This is a genomic window from Chelatococcus sp. HY11 (genome assembly GCF_018398335.1).
In the GTDB taxonomy this organism is placed as follows: Bacteria; Pseudomonadota; Alphaproteobacteria; order Rhizobiales; family Beijerinckiaceae; genus Chelatococcus.
This window is the reverse complement of record NZ_JAHBRX010000004.1, coordinates 113,615-134,459: the sequence shown is the minus strand read 5'-3', so window position 1 is coordinate 134,459 and position 20,845 is coordinate 113,615. Positions and strand designations below refer to the sequence as shown.

Below are 20,845 nucleotides of genomic sequence, written 5' to 3'. Positions count from 1 at the left end.
AAGCCGAGCGGCGTGCATGCCGCCCGTTGTTGCACCTCCGTGTGCAGCCTTTGCACCGCTCCCGCTGCCACGGGATGGAACGAGAAGCCGCGGCCAGTACTCGCAAAGCACAGACTCGACCGCGGTGATCCGATCTTTGGCATCCTGATCGGGCAGCCGCACAAACCTCCTCGATGCTGATCGAGTTCGACCCGCCCCGACGCTTCGGGGCTCGGCGCGCGCCGTCTCGGTGCGCTCAATCAGCACGCCTGCCACCTGCAGGCACGATGAGGACTAACGACCATGAACAGACGCAGATTTCTTCACTCAGTGATGAGCGGCGCCGCGGCCCTTGGCGCCGCTACACTTGCCCGCCCCGCCCTCGGCGGGGCTCAGACGCCAGGCGCCCCTTCTCCCGTCAAGCTCGCTGCAGCCAGCCGCTCGATCGAGGTCAAAGGCCGCGCCGCACGCGTCTTCGGCCTTTTGCAGCCCAATGGCGTGCCCGGCCTGACGTTGGACGCCGAGGCCGTCTTCGACGTCGAGCTCTCGAACCAACTCGACCAGCCGACGCTGGTCCATTGGCATGGCCTCACACCGCCGTGGGAGTCCGACGGCGTGCCCGACAACCCGCAGCCCCTGCTCAAACCCGCAAGTAGCCATCGGTACACCTTCCCGGTCGGCGAGGGCGGCACGCACTGGATGCACGCGCACACGCTTCAGGAGCAGAACCTGCTTGCCGCGCCGCTCATCGTTCGCCGCGCCGCCGATCGGGCGCGCGACGAACAGGAGGTCGTCATCCTGCTGCATGATTTTTCCTTCACGCCGGTCGAGGAACTGCTCGCGCGGTTAAAGCAAGGCAGGGGTCATGGCGCAGCGAAAGGATCAGCCGGCATGGCCGGCATGCCGATGATGAACCATTCCGGTATGGGACATGGCGACATGGGCAAGATGCCGATGGCGGGGATGCCCGGCATGCAAATGGCCGCGATGGACCTCAACGACATCGACTACGACGCCTATCTCGCCAACGATCGGACGCTCGACGACCCCGAGATCGTGCGCGTTGAAAGGAGCGGCCGCGTGCGCCTGCGTATCATCAATGGCGCAACCGCGACGGGTTTCACGATCGACACCGGCGCGCTCAAGGGCACACTGCTCGCAGTCGACGGTCAGGACGTCCTGCCGATCTCCGCCTCGATCTTCCCGGTCAGCATGGGCCAACGCCTCGACATCGCCCTGTCGCTGCCGCCGGGAGAAGGCGCCTATCCCGTCCTTGCGCTACGCGAGGGCGCGGTAGAACGAACAGGGGTGATCCTGGCCACGTCCGGGTCTACGGTGAAACGACTTGCCAGTACCGGCGACGCTGCCGGGCCGATCGTCGGGTCTGAGCTCGAACAGCGGCTACGCGCGCGCAATCCCCTCGACGCGAAGCCGGCGGATCGCCGGTTCACCCTCACGCTCACAGGCCAGATGCTAGGCTACGCCTGGTCTATCGAGGGCGGCGATGAGCTGCGCGCGCGCCGGCGCCAGCGCATCGAGATCACCATGCGCAATGCCTCGATGATGTCGCATCCTATGCATCTGCACGGCCACCATTTCCAGGTGATCGCCATTAACGGTGCCAAGCGCGCGGGCGCAGTCCGCGATACGGTCCTGGTGCCGCCAGGCGACTCGATGACGATCGTCTTCGACGCCAACAATCCCGGCACATGGCCGTTGCATTGCCATCACCTGTACCACATGGCGACCGGCATGATGGCATACGTGACTTACGAGGATCTCGGCTAGACCGCGATACCTGATGCCGGCGCCCTCGTCGGCATCAGGGCCGTCGGCTCGCCTGCAACCCGATCCGGGCTTCTTTTCGGCGCTGCCGCCCTGGCGCGAGCGCGCAGCCCGCGGCATGGGCGACCTGCCGCAACCTTAACCTTGATCAAAGTTAAGCGCGCCGGACGCTGGCAATCAGGTGGCACGCTCCCGCCAAGGCCCCAACCAAGCTGCGGCGACGTGATCTCCGTAACTTGTCGAAGGATATCCGCAATGACACAGCGCAATCCCGTCCGCGTCGCGGTGAACGGCTTCGGCGTAATCGGCAAGCGCGTGGTCGACGCCGTACGCGTCCAGGATGACATGGAGCTCGTCGGGGTGTCTGATATTGCCAGCGACTGGCGTCTGCGCTCGCTAGAACAGAAGGCGATCCCGTTCTACGCGGCCTCCGATGAGACGGTTGGCCCGATGAGGGACGCCGGCTTGCCGGTCGCCGGCACGCTCGATGCGCTGCTCCAGACGGCGGACATCGTGGTCGACTGCACGCCCAAGCGCGTCGCCGCGACCAACGTCGAACGGTACCGCGCCCAAGGCATCAAGTTCATCGTCCATGGCGGCGAGAAACACGCCGTGACCGGACACTCTTTCGTCGCAGAAAGCTCCTTTGCAAGCGCGATCGGCCGCCAATCGACGCGCGTCGTGTCCTGCAATACGACCTCCATCGTCCGCACGCTTTCCGCCCTGAAGCGCGCCGGCCTCCTGAAACACGCGCGCGGCACACTGCTGAGGCGCGCTACCGATCCGTGGGAGAGCCATAAAGGCGGGATCATGAACACGCTCGTGCCCGAGCCCGAGATCCCGAGTCATCAGGGACCCGATGCCCAGAGCGTCGATCCCGACCTCGATGTGGTGACCATGGCCGTCAAGGTTCCCGAGACGTTGGCGCATCTCCACTACTGGTCCGTCCAGTTGACCCGCGCGGCCGAAAAAGAGGAGGTCCTCGACGCTTTCCGTGCTTCGTCGCGGATCGCCCTGATCCGAACCACGGACGGGCTCACCGCGATCAATACCGTGAAGGAGCTGATGGCCGACCTCGGCCGGCCGCACGACAATCTCTACGAGGTGGCGCTCTGGGAAGACATGCTGCGCACGAAAGGCGACGAGCTGTTTTACGCCTACATGGTCGACAACCAGGCGATCGTCATTCCCGAGACGATCGATGCGGTCCGCGCTCTGACCGGCCTCGCATCGGATGCCGCGTCTTCGATCGCGCTGACGAACGCCTCGCTCGGCATCCGGCAGCGGTTCTTCTGACGCGATGCGCGGCGTCGGCCGATAGCCGCGGCCAAAGCGTGTGAGCTCCCGGCTCTTCAACATCGTCGCCGCCGCAATCTCATTGACGCCGCGTTATCTCGCCGAGCGGCGCCGCGGCGTCACCGCGCCTCGGCCTTGCCGGTTCGCCCTGCGCCAGACGTTCGATGATCTCGGCGGAACCTTCATCGGGATCGGTCAGGCCCACGGCATGCGCCCTGACCTGTCCCGGACTATCTCAAGCAACTGCGCGACCTGCGCGAACGTGCCCGGCCATTCTCCGCGGCAGAGGCGAAGGCGGAGTTCGAGGGCGCGTTGCGCCCGGCCCTCGAGCAGGCAGGGCGTGACATCGTTAATTTGTTCCACCGGCGTGAGGCGGTCGATAATCTTTCCGTTCCAGCGGTTTGAGATGCACCAGATTTTGCCCGCGATGCATGTGGACGTTGAGGCGGAATGAGTTTCCAACCCGCTCCGACCGCTCGATAAAAAGCGCCGCGATGTCGGGCGGGCACAGTTCGGTCACGGTGAAGCGAAAAAGCGCCAGCCAACGCTGGAAATGCACATCGCCCAGTTCCGTCAACGCAAGATGCTTTGGCATTGGCCGGCCATGATAGCGCCCGCTACCAAGCAGCATCGAGCTCCAGAAATCCGTAATGGTATCCAGATGTGCCTGCCACTGCTCATCCGCAACGGCATTCCGGAACACCGGTCCGATGATATCGTCTACCCGTGCCAGCGCGTAGAACCGACTGACAACGGCGCGGATCATAGCTTCGTCCATCCTGGCTGCCGGCGACGTGTTGACAGCCGCGGTTCGCAAACCGGAAAGCATGAGCGATCTGACCGAGAGATATGGCGAACGACTGGTGGTCGAAAAACTCGACGTCACTGTTACCGGCGACATCGCGCCGGTCGTCGCCCGGGCGCAAGCTCGGCGACCCGTGGACATCGTGGTCAACAACGCGGGCGGCGGCGTTATTGGCGCGACCGAGGAGATGTCGGACGCGGACATCGAGGAGCAGATCGCGCTCAACCTGATGGCACCCGTCCACATCACTCGCGCGTTCATTCCCGCCATGCGCGAACGCCGCAGTGGTCGGATCATCCAAATCTCGAGCGCCAGCGGCCAAGGCTCTCTTCCTACCAGCAGTATGTATCATGCCGCCAAATGGGGGCTGGAGGGCTTCAGCGAATGCCTGCGGCAGGAACTCGAGCCGTTCGACGTCTTCGTCACGCTGATTGAACCGGGCGGCGTACGCAGCAGCTTCGGGGGCAATCTGAAGTTCGCTTCGGCGATCGCCGCCTATCGCGACACTCCCGCCGGCGCCATGCGCAGTCTCTTCGAGAGCGCCGGCGATGAACTCTACACGCTCGATCCGCAGAAGATCGCCCAGGCCATCTTCGAGATCGCAACGAGCGAACGACCTCCCGTGCGTGTGACCCTGGGCGGCGACGCCTATGAGGTGGTTCAAAATGCGTGGCAATCGCGACTGGCCTTCCTGCAATCCCAAGAGCAGCTCGCCCGGTCCGTCGCCTTCGACGACTGAGCCTCGCCCGTCGAGCAGTTCGGTCAAAGAACGATGGCAGCTTGAACGACGAGCGCGGGAGCACGCACCCGGCTTGTCGCCCCGCTACGATGTGCGTCGTCACGCCGGACCGGCACGTCGGATCAGCGCGATGATATGTGGCGTCTATGCCAGATCATCGCCAGCAAATAGGCGGAAATGACGGCGCCCCCAAAGCAGAACACCGAGATATAGGCGTAGGAGAAGAACACATAGGTGACGACGAGGACGCCGGCGACGAGCAGGCCGAAAATCTTGATCCCCCAGTCGCGCACCAGGAGGAACGGCACGATGATGACGGTGACGTAGATCGCATAGGTCACAACCCGCGAGACAAGCCCGTCAAGCAGATTGACGTCCTGGTAGCGGACCGCCCAGCGCAGGTACGTCGTCGTCAGCCAGCCGTCGTGGACAAAGTATGGGATGAACTGCAGGCCGCCCAGCATTGAGCCCGCGATGACGAACAAAAGGATGAGGTTCCGGCGCCCACCGCTCTCCAGGCTGTAGGCCGACAGAGGTACCCAGATCGGCCAGGCAATCCAGGTGAAGAACATATAAAGCAGGGAATATTGGGCGACGTGATGCAGGTTGCCAGCACGGCCCTCGATCCAGACAATTCCCTCCACCAATTGCTGCAGGCCGAAAAGAAATGGCAGTGTAGCGATCATCACATAGCGGCGATCCTGCCGCCATGCCGACGCGCCGGCAACCGCGCCGGCCGGGATGAGGATGGCGGCGGCGCCCAGACTGACCTGTGCAGACAGGCACATCTCAGGCTACCCCGACGAGATTGACCGGGCGACCGGCCGCAAAGCCTTCGACGTTGGCAAGGGTGGTGTCGATGATACGTCGCAGCGCCGCGTCGGTGTTGTAAGCGTTGTGCGGCGTGACCAGAACGTTCGGAAAGCGCAGCAGCACGTGGTTGGCGACAAGCGCCTTGAGATCAACCGCGTCGACCGTCATGTCCTGGCGGAAGATCTCGGCCTCCTCGCGGATCAGCGGCTCCTGCGGCAGCACGTCGAGACCGGCCGCGCGCAACTTGCCGCTTGCCAGCGCCCGCACCAGCGCCTCTGTGTCGACCACATTGCCGCGCGCCGTGTTGATGAGGATGGCCCCCTCCTTCATGGCCTCGAACTGCCGTGCGCCGATCAACCCCGCCGTCGTGGACGATGACGGCACATGCAGCGTCACCACATCGGCCTGCGCCAGGACTGCGTCGAGGGGGCCATAGGTGAATCCCCACCGTGTCGCCGCGGCAGCGTCCTGGATTTGATCGAATGCGACGACACGCATGCCGAAGCCGCGCGCGATCTCGATCGTGCGGCGCCCGATGCGCCCTGTCCCGACAACCGCGATGACCTTGTCACGCAATTCGAGGCCGCGCGTGCCGGCCATTGAGAAGCCGCCGCGTCGCGTGAGCGCGACGCTCTCAACGATGTTGCGCGCCAGCGCTAACAGCAGAGCGAAGGCATGTTCGGCGACTGTCGCATCCCCGTAATCCGGCACGTTGGCAATGGCGACGCCGTGCTGCCGGCAGGCGGCCAGGTCGATATGGTCGTATCCCGCCGAACGGGTTGCGATGAGCTTCAGCTCGGGCAGTCGATGGATGATGCCCGCATCGAGGCGGGAGGCCACGAAAGGACTGATCACCTCCGCGTCCTTGAACTCGCCGACCGTAGTGATGTTGAGCGGAACTGTCGTGCAACGGACGTCGTGCTGACGCATCAATCTAGCGCAGGCTTTCTTCTCCCAGTCCTCCGCCTCGAACAGAACAACCCTCATCCAGGCTCCTTCTCGACTGTCAAATCATCCTTAAATCCCGATCCCACCACGCTGTCGACCACCATCCGCACGACTTCGATCTCCTCCTGGGAGCGCATGGCGCCGGTTACGTGCACCCGGCCGGCCGTGACATGGAGCTCCGGCTGCCGGTCCAGCACGGTGCCAGCCTCCTCGAGCCGTGCCCGCAACGCCCGCAATACGGCCGCATCACCCTTGACCTCGGCGTCGGGACCGCCGGCCGAAATGACCTTGAGCAGGTCTGCCCGGCTGACGATGCCCACCAGTCGTGCGCCGCGCAGCACCGGCAGCCGTTTGATCCGATGAGCGCCGAGCAGCTGCGCCACCTGCGACAGCGGCTCATCCTCCTCGATCGTCAGGAGCGGCGACGACATGAGCGCGCCGACCTTCCAGCTCCGGCTTCGGACATAGGCGCGGGCGCGCGCTTCCACGCCCCCGTCTGCGAGGGGCGTTCCAAGCTCGGAGCGCCGCAGCAGGTCGCCTTCGGTAATCAGGCCGACCAGGGCCCGGGCGTCATCCAGCACCGGAAGGCCACTCACATGTTCACTGAGCATGATCTGCGCGGCGTGCCAGACGCTGTGCTCGGGGCTGATCGTGACCAACCGGGTCGACATCACATCCCGCACGCGCATCGTCCGTCTCCCCGTCAACGCAAGTAGGCTTCGGTGACGTAGCGCCGAATCATCCGATGAGAGTTGAAGGACGGGCCGATCTTGCTGATCGCCTGCTTCATCATCCAGATCCAATGGCCGCGATCACCGTCGTAAAGCGGAAGCACCACGTCCCTGAGCTTGTCGTACAGAGCGACCGCGTCATTCGCGTGGGCGCCATTGCTGGGGATCGACCAGCCTGTCACGCCGTCGACGCAACCCTCGATCCACCAGCCATCAAGGACGCTGAGATTGAGGACGCCGTTGAGCGCGGCCTTCATCCCGCTGGTGCCGGAGGCCTCGAGCGGCGGCAGCGGCGTATTCAGCCAGACATCGCAACCAGCGACCAGCGCCGCCGCGATGTCGAGATTGTAGCCCGGCACGAACACTGCCGGGACCACACCGTCCAGCGTCTCGATATGCGCACCAAGCGCGCGGATCGCCTCTTGCCCGCCGCCGTCGCCTGGATGCGCGAGGCCGGCCAGCACGATCTGAAACGGACGGTCTTTCGCTATCTCGCGCAACCGGTCCAGGTCGGAGAAGATCATCTCCGGGCGCTTGTAGGCGGTCATGCGCCGCGCATAGCCGATCAACGGCAGATCGGCACGCAGCTGTTTACCCGTCGCCTGGGCGATGCCCGCCAAGAGATCGCGCTTGGCGTTTTCGTGCGCCGCCCAGAGCGCACCGTTGTCTACCTGGTCGGCGAAGGCGAGGACTTCGGGCTCATGCGCCCAATTCGAGAACTGCTGCTCGAAGAGCGTTGCGATGGCGCCATGCGTCCATCGATGGACATGGACGCCATTCGTGATCGAAGCGATCTGATAGCCTGGAAAGAGTTTGCGCGTCGTCTCCGCATGCCGGCGGGCGACGCCGTTCACATAGCCGCTGAGGTTCAGCGCCAGCCGCGTCATGTTGAGATGATCGATGCCGGCCAGATGCGTCAGGACATCACGTTCGATGTAGTCGCCGAGGACGCGGTCGACGAGATCATAGTCGAATTTGTCGAATCCCGCCTCCACGGGCGTATGCGTCGTGAACACACACCGTTCGCGAACCGCCGCGATGTCGTAGCCGCGGACCGGATCCGACGAACCGTCGGCGTCTGGTCGCTGGGTCTCCCGCAACAGGGGCAACGTCAATAGCGCGGCGTGACCTTCGTTGAGATGATACTTGTCGATGCGGAAGCCGAGCGCGCGCAACACGCTCTGGCCGCCAATGCCGAGCACGATCTCCTGCTTCAGCCGATAGGCCTGATCGCCGCCATAGAGCGTATCTGTGATCCGGCGATCCTCGACAGCGTTCTGCTCGAGATCGGTGTCGAGCAGCACGACCGGAACGATATGCCCGAGCGGGCATTCCAGCCCATAGAGCCAAGGGCGCACCCATACGGCGCGCCCCTCGATCGACACCGCGATCATCTGCGGTAAGGCTGTCGCGAAATCCTGTGGCGCCCATGGGTCGGGCTTGCTGATCTGCCCATGACGGTCATCGATCGCTTGCCGCACATAACCCTGCCGGCTCACGAGCGTGACGAATACCATCGGCAGATCAAGATCGGCGGCCGAGCGTGCCGAGTCCCCGGCGAGCACCCCCAGCCCGCCGCTATAGGTATGCATCTCGGCGCGAAGCGCGATCTCCATCGAGAAGTAGGCAAAGCGCGTCCGCCGGATAGACCGATCGAGAAAATCCAAGAGTGCTCTCCCGGCGTGAGGCCAGCGCTCGTCGATGCCGCTCGCGGCCGCGCGATTATTTCTTCTTCTTGGCAGCTGCTGCGGCCTCACCCGTCGCTTCTGGCTCGGCGCCCTCGCCCGCGATCTCGGTTTCGGCGCGCAGCCAGTGCTCTACGTCGTGACCCTCCGGGCAACCCTCGTGTAGCCAGATCTCATACGCCCGCAGCTCGATCTTCGGCCAAAGGACATTCTGCTCCGGGGTGGCCTGCGCTTCTGACATGATCCTGCTCCTTCATCGATGTCGGACTGTGTTAGGCGCCCGGCAGCTTCCGCTCGCGACACGCCGACATCGTTGATGGATGTTAAAGATCGCTGCGAGCGCTACCTCTTTCAGTAGCGCGCGAACACCTGTCGCCCGCGCGGACCAAACAGCACCACGTCATAGCGCTCGGCTTGACCGGCGATCTCCATGCCTGGAGATCCCGTGGGCATTCCAGCGACAGCAAGGCCCGTCGCCGCCGGTCTTTCGGCCAGGATGCGGAGGATTTCATTCGCCGGCACATGGCCTTCGATCACATAGCCTGACAGCGTCGCCGTGTGACACGATTGCAGATCGGCCGGCACGCCAAGCCGTGTCTTGAGAGGCGCGAGATCGTCCAGGAGCTTGTCCTCCACCGAAAAGCCTGCCTGGCGCAGATGGGCGATCCAGGCCGAGCAGCAGCCGCAGCTCGGCGAGCGAGTCACCGAGATCGGCGTGCCGGCGGCCGAGACGCTGGTGATGCCGATGACTGAAGCACCGATCCCTCCGGCAAGGCCGATGAATTTCCTGCGGCTGAACGTCACGATTGTCTCCCTGGATGCGAAAGTATGGTGCTGCTCGATCATGGCGCGCTATCGATGGCGCCGCGCGAGCGGCGCGGCTTTCCCGCCTCGCCCTGTTCGAGATCTGCGAGGATCGGGCAGTCGGGACGCTTGTCTCCTGAGCAGCAGGACGCGAGGTGCTCCAGCGTCGCCGCCATCTCTTCCATCTCCTCGATGCGCCGGCGCAGATCGGCGATGCGCGCCAGCGCGATGCGCTTCACATCCGCGCTTTGCCGGCTGCGATCCCGCCAGAGCTGCAACAGCTCCTCGATCTCCGCCATCGAGAAGCCGAGATCGCGCGACCGCCGCACGAAACGCAACATGTGCACATCGGTCGTGGAGTAATCGCGGTAACCGGCTGCCGACCGGCCCGCCTTTGGGATCAAGCCGCTTTGCTCATAGTAGCGGATCATCTTGGCGCTGACGCCAGAAGCGCGCGCCGCCTCGCCAATGTTCACGCCGCGCTCCTTTCCAGGGCCGCAGATGCATCCGTCGATCCTGTGAGCTGCTGATTCGAAGCGCCATGCGCGCCCAGCGCAAGCCCCGGACGGAAGCGCCGCAGCCGCAGCGCATTGCCGAGCACGAACACGCTCGAGAGCGCCATGGCTCCCGCGGCCAGCACTGGCGAGAGCAGGATTCCGAATGCGGGATAGAGCATGCCGGCAGCGATCGGGATCAGCAGGACGTTGTAGGCGAACGCCCAGAACAGATTCTGCCGGATATTGCCGATGGTCGCCTTCGACAGCGCGAACGCGTCTGCGACGCCTTTGACGCTCCCCGACATCAACACCACGTCGGCCGCCTCGATGGCGACATCGGTGCCGGTGCCGACCGCAAGCCCGACATCCGCTTCCGCCAGCGCGGGCGCGTCGTTGATGCCATCGCCGACGAAGGCGAGCCGGCCATAGGCTTGCTTGAGGCGCCGGACCGCTTCGACCTTCCCTTCCGGCGGCACCTCGGCGACGACCTCGTCGATGCCGAGCTGACGCGCAATGGCGCCGGCGGTGCGGGCGTTGTCGCCGGTGATCATGGCGACCTTCAGCCCCAGACCGTGCAATGCCGCGATCGCGTCGTGGCTCGTGGCCTTGATGGGATCGGCGACCGCGATGATCGCGGCCAGCTTGCCGTCGATCGCCGCATAGAGCGGCGACTTGCCCTCGTCGGCGAGGCGGCTCGCGGTCGTCGCAAACGGCGACACATCGAGGCCAAGCGAGCGCATGTAGCGATCGGCGCCAATCTCCACGCGTGCGCCGTCGGCATCCGCGGTGACGCCAAAGCCGGTGATCGACTCGAACCGGCTGATCTCCGGCAGGCGCAGGCCCTCCTGCGCTGCCGCATCCACGATCGCCCGCGCGATCGGGTGCTCGGACTTAGCCTCTACGGCGGCGACCCGCGCGAGGACCGCGCCGCGCTCGAATCCCTCGGCCACGTCGAGATCGGTGAGGACCGGCTGGCCTTTGGTCACGGTGCCGGTCTTGTCGATCGCCACCACCTTGGCATCCTTCAGCAATTGCAGCGCCTCGCCCTTGCGGAACAGCACGCCCATCTCCGCGCCGCGTCCAGTGCCGACCATGATCGAGGTCGGCGTGGCCAGCCCCATCGCGCAGGGGCAGGCGATGATGAGCACGGCGACCGCATTGACGACGGCGAAGGTGAGCGCCGGGTCGGGCCCGAAGATGAGCCAGATTACGAACGTCGCCGCCGCCACGGCCATGACCGCTGGCACGAACCACATCGTCACCCGGTCCACCAGGGCCTGGATCGGCAACTTCGATCCCTGCGCCTCCTCGACCATGCGGATGATCTGCGCGAGCACCGTCGCATCACCAATCGCGGTCGCCCGGACGCCCATCGCACCCTTCTGATTCACCGTGCCGCCGACGACGGCGCTCCCCGCCGCCTTGGCAACCGGGATCGGCTCGCCGGTGATCATCGATTCATCGACGTAGCTCTCGCCCTCAACGACTTCGCCGTCGATCGGCACGCGCTCGCCCGGTCGGACCTCGACCACGTCGCCAGCCACCACCTCGCCGATGTCGAGGTCGACGACGCGATCGGCGCGGCGGACATGGGCGATCCTCGGCTGCAAGCCGACCAGTCGCTTGATCGCCTCGGACGTCCGCCCCTTGGCGCGAGCTTCGAGGAAGCGGCCGAGCAGGATCAAGGTGACGATCACTGCCGCCGCTTCGTAATAGACGTTGACCGTGCCGGGCGGCAGAAGCTGAGGCGCAAAGGTCGCGACCAGCGAATAGAAATACGCGGCAAGCGTGCCGACGGCTACGAGCGAGTTCATATCGGGGGCCAGCCGCGCCAGCGCTGGCAGACCCTTCGTGTAGAACCGCCGTCCCGGCACGACCAAAACCAGCGTCGTCAGCGCGAACTGGATGGTCCAGTTCGCCTGCATGCCGATGGTTCGCATGATCAACTCATGGATCGCGGGCACGAGATGCGAGCCCATCTCCAGCACGATGATCGGCGCGCTCAGCACCGCAGCTACGGTGAGATCGCGCCTAAGGCCCGCGGTCTCCGCATCCTTGCGCGCGACGGCCGCTGCATCCGGCGATCCGGCAGCGACGACGCGCGCGTCGTACCCGGCATCCTCGACGGCGTTGACGAGCAAGGCCGTGTCGACCGATCCCTCAATCGTCGCGCGCTCGGTCGCAAGGTTCACCCGCGCGGCCGCGACACCCGGGACGGCCGCCAGCGCCCGCTCAACCCGCGCCACGCAGGAGGCGCAGGTCATGCCTTCGATGGCGAGCTCGGTTCGTGTCGATGGCACGGCGTAGCCGGCATCTTCGACGGCGGCGACCAGGGCCCCATAGGCGATCGGCGCTTCACCCGTGACCTCGGCCCTCTCGGTCGCAAGGTTCACGCTGGCGCTCTCGACGCCAGGCACGGCCCTCAGCGCCTTCTCCACACGTCCCACGCAGGACGCGCAGCTCATGCCCTCGATCGCCAGACTCACTGCGGTTCTACCGGTAGAGACGTCCCTGACTGGCGCGTTCATGGCGCTATCCTTCCGCAACTGATGCAAATTCTGGACGGAAGGTGGGGCTTCCAACCGTGGGAAGGTCAAGGCCCAAAAAAGGTGCTCTCACCTCTTGACCTTCCCACGCTGGAAACCGCCATCTGAATGGGCATGAGAGACAAAAGGAGATTCTCATGCAGTTCCACATCAAGAATATGACCTGCGGCGGCTGCGCCCGCAGCGTGACCAAGGCTATCCAGAGCGTTGACGCACAAGCCAAGGTGACCATCGATCCGAACACCCGGAAGGTCGAGGTCGCCTCGCTGCGCCCGCGCGCCGATTTCGAGGCGGCGTTGCAGCGCGCCGGTTATCCGGCCGCTGCAGCCGCGTGACACTAAAGCACCCGGCCCGCCGGCGGGCCGGGTGTTCGTGGATTTTAAAGCCAAGCCCATCCGGAATTGGTCGCGGAACACGCCAGAGTGGTGTGGGGCCGCCGGATCGACGAAACAATCGTCTTTTCAGCGCGTTATCCTGCTGCACCCCGGTCACAGTGTCACCAAATTGACCGAACAAAAGGAAGCGGCCGATGGATAAGACAGAGCATCATCAGGGACAGACCCACTCTGGAAGACGCGCATACTGGATGCTCGGCCTCAATTTGCTGTTGAGTCTCGTCGTGATGTACCTCGTGATGTACACGATGATCGACGGGTGGCGGGACTATCGCAACAATGCCAACATGCTTTACATGGCGCTTACCATGTGGGCTCCAATGGGTATACTGATGCTCGCGACGATGGCGGGGATGTATCAGGACGCGCGCACGAACATTGTACTTTATGTCTTGTTCGCAGTCGTGACTCTCGGCTCATTCTGGGCCACGCGCAGCCAGGCGCTAGTCGGCGACCGCCAATTCATCCAATCGATGGTGCCTCACCATTCCGGTGCTATTCTGATGTGCCGCGAAGCCAAACTCCAGGATCCCGAACTGATCAAGCTTTGTCAGGAAATCTCGCAAGGCCAGCGACGAGAAATTGAGCAAATGAACGCGATCGCGGCCCGCCTGCAGTGAGCGGAGTGACCAACGTCTAAGGCACTTTCTATAGGCTTAATCCACCTCTCTGCATTGATGGAGCACTTTGCCTACACGCCCGTTTCCCCTTTCTTGCGGGCAGCGCTTTCGATGTCACGGACATGATTGCAAGAATCGGGTGACTTAGGTCACCGACGGCCGTTCCCGGCCGTGACAGTCTCTCTACGTCAAGACTTCTCGTGGAGAGATAGCATGCGATATGCACCGTTTGTCTTCATTCTTATCATAGCGTCTCCAGCGCTGGCGGATCCGACGAGTGCGCGGGTCGGGACAAAAGAGCGAGAGAGGCACGAGTTCTACGACGTGATACGGAACCAGCCGACCTTGGAAAAGCCCTCGCGAACAAATTGCGAAAGCCGAGGCACCCCATCGGCCCGGCACACAAAGTGGAGCGCCACGAAATCTTGCTAGGGCAGAACTATAAAATGGTTGAGCTGAAGCCCGATGGTGATTGATGTATCGACGGCCCTCAAGCAGCATCGAGCTTCAGAAATCCGTGATCGTATCCAGGTGTGCCGGTGCTCGTCTGGAACGGCCTCCATATGTCGTCCTCGCGCGCAAGCGCGATGACCCTATTGACGAGCGCGCGGATCACGGCCTCATCAAGCTCGGCTGGAACCCGTGGGCCAGTTCGGCGAATGCGGGAAGACGGCGGCGTCATACTCATCCATTCATCACACGGATGACTTAGGTGCAGCGTTGGGCACCTTCGACGATATGCGCGGTTCGCTCGGCGTGGCCTTTGGGCCCGAGGACAGCTCTGAACATCTGAAGCTCCGCCCGGCGAAATGCTTGGCAGGACGTTGCGGCCGCACAGATCGGACGATAGTTCTCGATCAGCATGATGGACCCGTCTTCCGCCTCCTGCCACTGCGCCAGTGTACCTCTCGGCAGAGCGAAGACCAGCAAGTGGCCAACGCGCTCTGCCAGGCTTTCGCTCCCCACAATCGCTGCGTTGCGCCGGCCCGCGTGTCATCTTCCTTGCGGTAATGACCGCGTTGAGCGCCGCTCACCGAGGCTGGTGCGAACGATGCCGGGCCTTTGAGCGAATCTAAGCACGCCTGTGAACCTGCTCGCTATCCCGTTTCCGTCTGTCATTTGCCGCAACTGTGGGTTCTGCTGTCACCTGTTTGGAAGATCACGCCGGCGATGCCTCTCGCATTGTGCGTGAAGATTTTCATCGGCACCGCCTTTGCAAATTGCCCTCCGTTGACCGGCTGCGGTCTTCCAGCCAGAACTCATCAATGACCGCCAGCTTCTATCAAAAAGAATGAACGGCGGACCGCCGTTCATCCCGTCGCCTATGGTATCATTCCTTCCGGAAATTCCGTTAGAGCTGCAAGCCGCGACGGCTGCGTAACGATGATGCGTGGTCGGCATCTTGCAATGATCCCTAACTCGTGCATTCGCGCGAGTTCACGGCTGACAACCTCTCGCTTCGACCCTATACGCAGAGCAAGGTCTGCATGGGTTGGGACCGGGTCTATTACGTAGCGCCCATCTTCCAGGCGGGCCGATCGCAGTAAGCTGTTGGCGATACGCGCGCGCACCGAGAGCGCAGTCGTTTCAAAACATTGCTGGAAGGCGAGTTCGAGACGCTCCGCCATCTGACTGAGTGCCGCCATCGCGACTGCCGGCGAGAGAGTTGCCAATGTATGAAACTCGCAGGCTTTCATCCTCCACACCACGGAGTTCTCCATGGCGACCACAGAGGCAGCAACGCTCCGACCAGGCGACGGTCCGAGCGCGCCGAAGCAATCGCCGGGTCGGCACTCGCTGCAAGCCACCTCCCATCCGCTGCGCGACACCATGACAACTCTTAGGCGGCCAGTGCGGACGATGAACACTTCGTTGAGCCGGCTGCCCTGCCTTAGAAGGTGATAGCCGCATGGAACAGCAACCACGCCCGGGCTACACTTGCCGGCCGTATGTGTAAGAGCAGCGAGGACTGCTTCGGTGAGCGGCGCCTTCGCCGCGCTTTCGCGCCCCGCAATCAAAATCGGTCCTCCGCATCATCACCGGGTTCGGACGACACGCTGCAGGCTGTTCGGGTGCAGGTGGCGATCACGCGTCGGACGCGGAGGCCTTTACAATCGACCTTGAAGACGGAGACTGCGTCCGATTTGTAAGCTTCCTCGATGTTCGCCGCCGGACATTTGGCCGCCAGCAGCGCTGCACTGAGCGGCGCGTCGCTAGCGCTCGCAGGGCCGACCGTCGCAGTTCCAATAACAGCGATCCTTACGCAAAGCCTTAAGGTTCTGATGCGGTTGATGCGTCGAATAAGTGTGGATGTCTTCATGGCTGATCTCTGAACGCCCGGCATATCTGCGATGCTCCGATGCGGAGCGCAGGCGCGGGACTTCGCGCGCCGCGCGTGACGTTAGCCAAGCGGAGCGACGCGTAAGACCGCGGCCGGAATGCTGTCTGAACAGGACCGCACGCCAGCAGATGGCGTCGCGCGTCCCAGCGCTATCGGATGGGGAGTGCGACGGCGCGTGGAGGTCGCTCCAAGTCCATGGGGCCGAGACCCGCGCCGTCTTCGTCAGGCGCGCGCAAGACTGCTTTCAGATCGCGCTGAATTGCCATCGCATGGCTAGGTAGCAGCGGGATCCACAAGGCACATGCCATGCCGCTGCATTCATGCACATGGGACTTCGACTGGGATTGCCCGCTCCCACTCGTCTCGTCTGCATCCACGAGATGAACGATCGGATGCAAGGTCGAAAGCGCCACAATATCGACCGGCTTAGACGTCAGCCCGTACACGGCGATCGATGCGATGAACAACCAGCTCAGCAGCCGGTGTCCCCAATGTCTTGGCCGCACGGAGCCGAACGACGCCATCCCAACCTCTGCGATTTCGCGAGTGAGGCCAGTATCGTGATGGCTATGTCCGGATTGAGGCGATGCGCGTAGTTATTGGGCCCTTGGCCGTCGAAGGTGGCTGCAGACCACGCTATACGGCGCTCTCATGCGTCATCCGATCCACCGCGGACGCATGAATCAGTCGGACAAGCGGATGTACGAAGCCCGATCCCATGACCTTCGGGGACATAGCCGAGCTCATCGCAGAGATCTCGAAAAGCGATCCGACGGCGTTCCTTCTCGAGCTCGGCGCTGTCGCAGCGCCGTTCGTGATCCTTGTCGGTAAGACCCTCCGGGCGACAGATGGGGCATGAGGCCATATGCACGACCTTCTCCCACGCCGCCAAGGCTTCCACATAGGCGCGATGAGCCGCGACCGTCTGCGACTCCAGGGACGATACGTGCTCTCCGTCCTGAACCACCCCGATGCTCCCCACTGGGATCGTTTCTGCGGTACGCCCCCGCAAACGAACCCTCTCTGACTCTTGGTGATCGGGGAGTTCGAAACCGTGCTAGACGGCCCTGTGGCCTTTAGTTCGGGAAGAACCTGTTGCATACGCCACAGGCTCCCCGACCATAAGGTCAAGGAGTTTGATGCCGTAACGGCCGGCACCAACCGCTAGCAGGGGTTTCGACGCCCCAGGGCAGCGCGTACTGTCCCATACGACTCATAACCGCTCGTTCGAGCGGCTTCTAGATGGTTTTCGTAAAGCTTCGCTTGCGACCACAGGATTGGGCGTCTCCCCTTCGGGGCCGGACTGGCGGCTGCGCGGAAGCCCCGCTGGCGGGTCTTCCCCCATTCGGGCAGCCATCCCTGACGCACATCGCGTGAATGAATTCGAAGGAGGCTCCCCCTTAAGCGCCACGCCCGTGACATCTGCCTCGTCGCTCAGAAGGTCCCGCCACAGGTCCGCCCAGCTCATCGACGCTCGATCTCGCCGTCGGCGAAGCGCGAAAGGAGGATGTCAGGCTCGCCTAACAGCACGATCCATGGCCCCGGCTCGCTGAGCCGGGGTAATGCCGCTGGCGCGATGCCCGATGCAAGGGAGGCTGTGCCGCGGCCGGGATCCCATTTTTAGACGACTTGTCAACGCGCCCTTGCATCCGGCACGCTTCGCGGCGGGCGGATGGTATTGCCGTCGCCATAGGGGCAACGGAGGGTCAGCTACAGAAAGGACCAGGCGGGAAGCGCGCCAGGTGAAGGATCATGGAGAAAAGCGAAATCGAGGAGTTGCGAGCCAAGGTGGGTTGCGCCGCCCTGCTCCAGCAGGGCGGTTGGAAGGTCGATTTGAAAGAGAGCACGCGGCGCGCCGTCAAGTACCGTCGCGATTCCCAGATCATTATCGTCATTCACAACGATCGCGGCTGGTTCGATCCCTTGTCTACCGCGAAAGGTGACGTGTTTGATTTGGCCGGGCATCTGGGCGCGCATAGCTTTCCGCAAGCCTGCGAACACGTCGCCGCGCTTGTCGGTTTTGTTCCGAGGCCGCCTGCATGGGAGCGTGAGGTCCGGTCCACGCCGCTCGCGGCGGTAGCTGATCGCTGGCACCGGCGGGCGATCCCACGGCTCGGCTCCGAGACTTGGCGCTACCTCACCGAGGTGCGCGGCATACCCGACACGATTGTGATTGCCGCCCTCGGACAGGGCGCGCTCCGCGAGGGCCCTCGCGGCAGCATATGGGCGGCTCATTGCAGCGACGATGGAGCTCTGCTTGGCTGGGAAGAGCGTGGCCCTGAGTGGCGTGGATTCGCGACCGGCGGTGCGAAGGAACTGTTTCGGCTGGGTCCTTCGGCAGCGCCAAGGATCTGCGTCACCGAGGCAGCGATCGACGCCATGAGCCTGGCGGCGATCCAGGTTCTGAGGCCAGACACGCTCTATGTCAGCACCGGCGGCGGCTGGTCGCCCGCCAGCGAGGAAGCCATTCGCCGCCTGGCCAGTAGGCGGAATACTCGTCTTGTCGGCGCGACCGATAACAATCGGCAGGGCGAGGTTTATGCGGAGCGCATCCGGCAGATCGCTGACCAGACCGGCGCCTCCTACGCGCGAGCGCGCCCGCGCGCCGGCGATTGGAACGAAGACCTGCTCGTGCTTCTCGGCCGACTTGCACAAGAGCCCCTCGCGGCGGCCGGCTGATCATCCGAGGTTGCGAACCGGCGGCGGAAATCAGCCGGGTGCGGTTTGTGCGGATATTAAATGAAGGCGAGAAGCCGAGGTCCGGACAGGAAATGGGTGAGCGCTGCCGCATGCCCCGCCGGCGCGTCAAGGGAGGCTCCGCCCGCTGCGCGGCCCTTGACCCGTCGGACCGGAGAAGCGGCCGCCCCGAAGGTGTCTTCAACACCTGAAGGGAAGGACGGCTCCCATGCCCATCTACACGATCGAGACCACCTACCACCTGCCGGTCTACCGCCACCGCTCCTATGAGGCGCCGAGCCTTGCCGAGGCCTGCCGCCTCGCCATCGAGGACGATGATTGGGAGGCGGAAACGCGCGACTATGAATCCGCCCGCGAAACCTATGTCACGGGCGCCTGGGACGGCCGCGACTGCGCCTATAGCGGCCCGGCGCTGCCCGTGCCGTCGCATTTCGAGGAGACCGTGCAGCGCAAGGCAGATCATTTCGAGATCCTGCTCGGCCTGGTCAAGGTCCTCGGCGGCGCGGGCGATGCGAAGCAGAGTACCTATTCGTTGGAGCGCGCCGCCTCGGCCGTCGCCAAGGCGGAGGCGATCCTTGCCGGTGCGCGCGATCCTGCTCCGGACGCACCGATGCCACGGCCGCACATCCTCCTCTCCTTCGACGAGAGCGAGGTGTGCGCCACGATCGGGGAGATCATCGCCGGCGACGAGACTTTCGCGACGCTCTCGGCCGATGCGATCGGCGACGACGATATCCATGCCGCTTGCGCCGCTGTCGCCGCGGCCTCCGATCTTTCGGAAGAACGCGGTTCGGCGGTGTTCAGGGCCGCGCTCGCCGCGCTCCGGTCGGTGGAGCGGCGCGCGATGGAAGGAAGGAAAGAAGGGGAACGGGAAAAGGACGAATGACGTGCCGCATGCCCGGCCGGCGCGTCAAGGGAGGCTTCGCCCGCTTCGCGGCCCTCGACCCGCCGGACCGGAGAGGCGGCCGCGAAGGAGGGGTCAGAAGGGCTGAAGAGGATGGCGAACCGGAAGGGGGAGCCGCGCTCCGGCCCGACGAGGCTGAAAGGAGCCGACCATGACCCTCTCTTCGATCCGCAAGGTCTATCAAGGCGCCGCCGACCGCCGGCAGATGTTTCGCATGTTCGATCGGCACAAGGATCGGCCGAACCGCACGGACGACGACGCGACCGCGCTTTATGCGGGCGAGTGGTTCGAGATCGGCGCAGCCGAGCATGACTATATTTTCGAGATCCTGCCGCCATTGTGGATGCGCGGCGATATGTTCGCGATGCGCGAATTCCTCACCGGCAGCATCACGAGCGTGTTCTTCGAACTGAGGATCGACGGCCGCGTCCGCTATTTTCACGCCTATTGCGATCTTGGCGACCGGAAGTCGCCCGAGCGTATGCGCGCAGCGATCATCGAGCGCGAGTCGCGTCCGGTCCGCGCCATGACGCGCGAGGAGCGCCTCGAGCACATCTGGTCGAGCACACACGATCCCTATCGTGGCTATGCCGACCGGCGCTTTCCCGCCGCGGAGCGCGGCAAGCGCATTGTCATCGTCTACGGCCAGGATCGGAGCCATGACTTCCGGCTGCTCGACCGGCTGACCGACGCGGATATCGCCGTGAAGCTTCCGGTGCATCTGCGCTACCTGCCCGACGCGATCGCCGCATAGGTGCAGCCATGTTCACCTTCTCCGTGACGGCGGTCCACGCCGCGATCACGCGCGGGCGCATCGACGCCCTCATGAATGGCGGCTTCCGCAATCCGCACTACGGCCTTGCGCCCGGCAAGGATGAAACGCCCGGCGTCTGGCTGGTCGGCGACGAAGGCGTCTACATCATGTCCAACGGAAAGCTCGCCGAAGGGCAACGCTCCCTCGTCGTCTATGCCGAGGAGTGCGATCCGAAGACCAACCCCGACTACTGGCACTACAAACGCCAGTATTTCGGCGGCGATGACGGCATCGATTTTCTCGACGCCGAAATGCTCGTGCGGCTGATCGGGGCAATGCCCTTAGCCACGCACCTCACGATCACGATGACCGACGACAGCATGTCGATCACGCCGATCCACCGCTGACCGCTCGGGCCACGCGGCCCGTTCCCGCAACCTCTCGCGACCATCGCACCAGCCGGAATCCCCCGGCGGGGTCGATGGCGCGCGCCTTCAACACAGGAG

General features: G+C 64.0%; 23 protein-coding genes. 9 read left to right on the top strand and 14 right to left on the bottom strand.

Annotated elements, in window-relative coordinates; all coding sequences use genetic code 11:
• Nucleotides 1-282: 282 nt before the first annotated feature.
• Entirely contained in the window at nucleotides 283-1,767 is a 1,485-nt protein-coding gene (locus KIO74_RS31005; RefSeq protein ID WP_213339617.1) for a multicopper oxidase family protein, read from the top strand.
• A 252-nt stretch (nucleotides 1,768-2,019) separates the two neighbouring features.
• Nucleotides 2,020-3,060, top strand: a complete 1,041-nt coding sequence (locus tag KIO74_RS31000; RefSeq protein WP_191321307.1) for a type II glyceraldehyde-3-phosphate dehydrogenase — start codon at nucleotides 2,020-2,022, stop codon at nucleotides 3,058-3,060.
• A 79-nt stretch (nucleotides 3,061-3,139) separates the two neighbouring features.
• On the opposite strand, the gene KIO74_RS32385 is transcribed toward KIO74_RS31000, so the two are convergent.
• The gene (locus KIO74_RS32385; RefSeq protein WP_254985796.1) at nucleotides 3,140-3,265 is read right to left on the bottom strand and encodes a hypothetical protein; all 126 of its coding nucleotides are present in this window, start codon (nucleotides 3,263-3,265) and stop codon (nucleotides 3,140-3,142) included.
• 144 nt (nucleotides 3,266-3,409) lie between these two features.
• On the bottom strand, nucleotides 3,410-3,826 hold the full coding sequence (locus KIO74_RS30995; RefSeq protein ID WP_244643306.1) for a group III truncated hemoglobin: 417 nt from the start codon (nucleotides 3,824-3,826) through the stop codon (nucleotides 3,410-3,412).
• Between the two features lie 28 nt (nucleotides 3,827-3,854).
• Between KIO74_RS30995 and KIO74_RS30990 the strand changes: the two genes are divergently transcribed.
• Complete coding sequence (locus KIO74_RS30990) at nucleotides 3,855-4,604, top strand: SDR family NAD(P)-dependent oxidoreductase (RefSeq protein ID WP_502762142.1); 750 nt, start codon at nucleotides 3,855-3,857, stop codon at nucleotides 4,602-4,604.
• Nucleotides 4,605-4,726: 122 nt separating this feature from the next.
• Here KIO74_RS30990 and KIO74_RS30985 read toward each other — a convergent pair whose 3' ends face one another.
• From KIO74_RS30985 to KIO74_RS30950, 8 genes are all read right to left on the bottom strand, one after another.
• Nucleotides 4,727-5,392, bottom strand: coding sequence for a DUF6629 family protein (locus tag KIO74_RS30985; RefSeq protein WP_191321282.1), 666 nt, complete (start codon nucleotides 5,390-5,392; stop codon nucleotides 4,727-4,729).
• Between the two features lies 1 nt (nucleotide 5,393).
• Nucleotides 5,394-6,404 (bottom strand): hydroxyacid dehydrogenase, encoded by a 1,011-nt coding sequence (locus tag KIO74_RS30980; protein ID WP_191321283.1) that lies wholly within the window; start codon nucleotides 6,402-6,404, stop codon nucleotides 5,394-5,396.
• Nucleotides 6,401-7,054, bottom strand: a complete 654-nt coding sequence (locus KIO74_RS30975; RefSeq protein WP_213339615.1) for a CBS domain-containing protein — start codon at nucleotides 7,052-7,054, stop codon at nucleotides 6,401-6,403. Before KIO74_RS30975 ends, KIO74_RS30980 begins: the two co-directional genes overlap by 4 nt.
• A gap of 14 nt (nucleotides 7,055-7,068) precedes the next feature.
• Entirely contained in the window at nucleotides 7,069-8,763 is a 1,695-nt protein-coding gene (gene glgP / locus KIO74_RS30970) for an alpha-glucan family phosphorylase (protein WP_210319940.1), read from the bottom strand.
• 55 nt (nucleotides 8,764-8,818) lie between these two features.
• On the bottom strand, nucleotides 8,819-9,022 hold the full coding sequence (locus KIO74_RS30965) for a DUF2934 domain-containing protein (protein ID WP_191321285.1): 204 nt from the start codon (nucleotides 9,020-9,022) through the stop codon (nucleotides 8,819-8,821).
• Nucleotides 9,023-9,132: 110 nt separating this feature from the next.
• The gene (locus KIO74_RS30960) at nucleotides 9,133-9,588 is read right to left on the bottom strand and encodes a DUF411 domain-containing protein (protein WP_244643302.1); all 456 of its coding nucleotides are present in this window, start codon (nucleotides 9,586-9,588) and stop codon (nucleotides 9,133-9,135) included.
• A 35-nt stretch (nucleotides 9,589-9,623) separates the two neighbouring features.
• Complete coding sequence (cueR, locus tag KIO74_RS30955; protein ID WP_191321287.1) at nucleotides 9,624-10,061, bottom strand: Cu(I)-responsive transcriptional regulator; 438 nt, start codon at nucleotides 10,059-10,061, stop codon at nucleotides 9,624-9,626.
• Nucleotides 10,058-12,610: a heavy metal translocating P-type ATPase gene (locus KIO74_RS30950; protein ID WP_213339613.1), complete on the bottom strand. Its 2,553-nt coding sequence runs from the start codon at nucleotides 12,608-12,610 to the stop codon at nucleotides 10,058-10,060. The genes cueR and KIO74_RS30950 overlap by 4 nt, the downstream gene beginning before the upstream one ends.
• A gap of 155 nt (nucleotides 12,611-12,765) precedes the next feature.
• On the opposite strand from KIO74_RS30950, the gene KIO74_RS30945 reads away from it, so the two are divergent.
• Together KIO74_RS30945 and KIO74_RS30940 are read left to right on the top strand one after the other, a co-directional pair.
• Nucleotides 12,766-12,963: a heavy-metal-associated domain-containing protein gene (locus KIO74_RS30945; protein ID WP_213339612.1), complete on the top strand. Its 198-nt coding sequence runs from the start codon at nucleotides 12,766-12,768 to the stop codon at nucleotides 12,961-12,963.
• Between the two features lie 194 nt (nucleotides 12,964-13,157).
• Nucleotides 13,158-13,643: a DUF305 domain-containing protein gene (locus KIO74_RS30940; protein WP_191321289.1), complete on the top strand. Its 486-nt coding sequence runs from the start codon at nucleotides 13,158-13,160 to the stop codon at nucleotides 13,641-13,643.
• Nucleotides 13,644-14,133: 490 nt separating this feature from the next.
• Here the strand turns inward: KIO74_RS30940 and KIO74_RS30935 are convergent, their stop codons facing one another.
• The 4 genes from KIO74_RS30935 to KIO74_RS32790 form a co-directional block, all read right to left on the bottom strand.
• Entirely contained in the window at nucleotides 14,134-14,331 is a 198-nt protein-coding gene (locus KIO74_RS30935; protein ID WP_213339610.1) for a hypothetical protein, read from the bottom strand.
• Nucleotides 14,332-14,965: 634 nt separating this feature from the next.
• Nucleotides 14,966-15,568, bottom strand: coding sequence for a Crp/Fnr family transcriptional regulator (locus KIO74_RS32795; protein ID WP_363317724.1), 603 nt, complete (start codon nucleotides 15,566-15,568; stop codon nucleotides 14,966-14,968).
• A gap of 89 nt (nucleotides 15,569-15,657) precedes the next feature.
• Complete coding sequence (locus tag KIO74_RS30925) at nucleotides 15,658-15,963, bottom strand: hypothetical protein (protein ID WP_213339608.1); 306 nt, start codon at nucleotides 15,961-15,963, stop codon at nucleotides 15,658-15,660.
• A gap of 670 nt (nucleotides 15,964-16,633) precedes the next feature.
• Nucleotides 16,634-16,885, bottom strand: a complete 252-nt coding sequence (locus KIO74_RS32790) for a transcriptional repressor TraM (RefSeq protein WP_502762143.1) — start codon at nucleotides 16,883-16,885, stop codon at nucleotides 16,634-16,636.
• A gap of 851 nt (nucleotides 16,886-17,736) precedes the next feature.
• Between KIO74_RS32790 and KIO74_RS30915 the strand changes: the two genes are divergently transcribed.
• From KIO74_RS30915 to KIO74_RS30900, 4 genes are all read left to right on the top strand, one after another.
• Nucleotides 17,737-18,663, top strand: coding sequence for a DUF3991 and toprim domain-containing protein (locus KIO74_RS30915; protein ID WP_213339606.1), 927 nt, complete (start codon nucleotides 17,737-17,739; stop codon nucleotides 18,661-18,663).
• Between the two features lie 226 nt (nucleotides 18,664-18,889).
• The gene (locus tag KIO74_RS30910; protein WP_213339605.1) at nucleotides 18,890-19,567 is read left to right on the top strand and encodes a hypothetical protein; all 678 of its coding nucleotides are present in this window, start codon (nucleotides 18,890-18,892) and stop codon (nucleotides 19,565-19,567) included.
• Nucleotides 19,568-19,736: 169 nt separating this feature from the next.
• A complete protein-coding gene (locus KIO74_RS30905; RefSeq protein ID WP_213339604.1) occupies nucleotides 19,737-20,339 on the top strand; it encodes a DUF1419 domain-containing protein in 603 nt (200 codons plus the stop codon).
• Nucleotides 20,340-20,347: 8 nt separating this feature from the next.
• Entirely contained in the window at nucleotides 20,348-20,746 is a 399-nt protein-coding gene (locus KIO74_RS30900) for a DUF3085 domain-containing protein (RefSeq protein ID WP_213339603.1), read from the top strand.
• The last annotated feature ends 99 nt before the right edge of the window (nucleotides 20,747-20,845 follow it).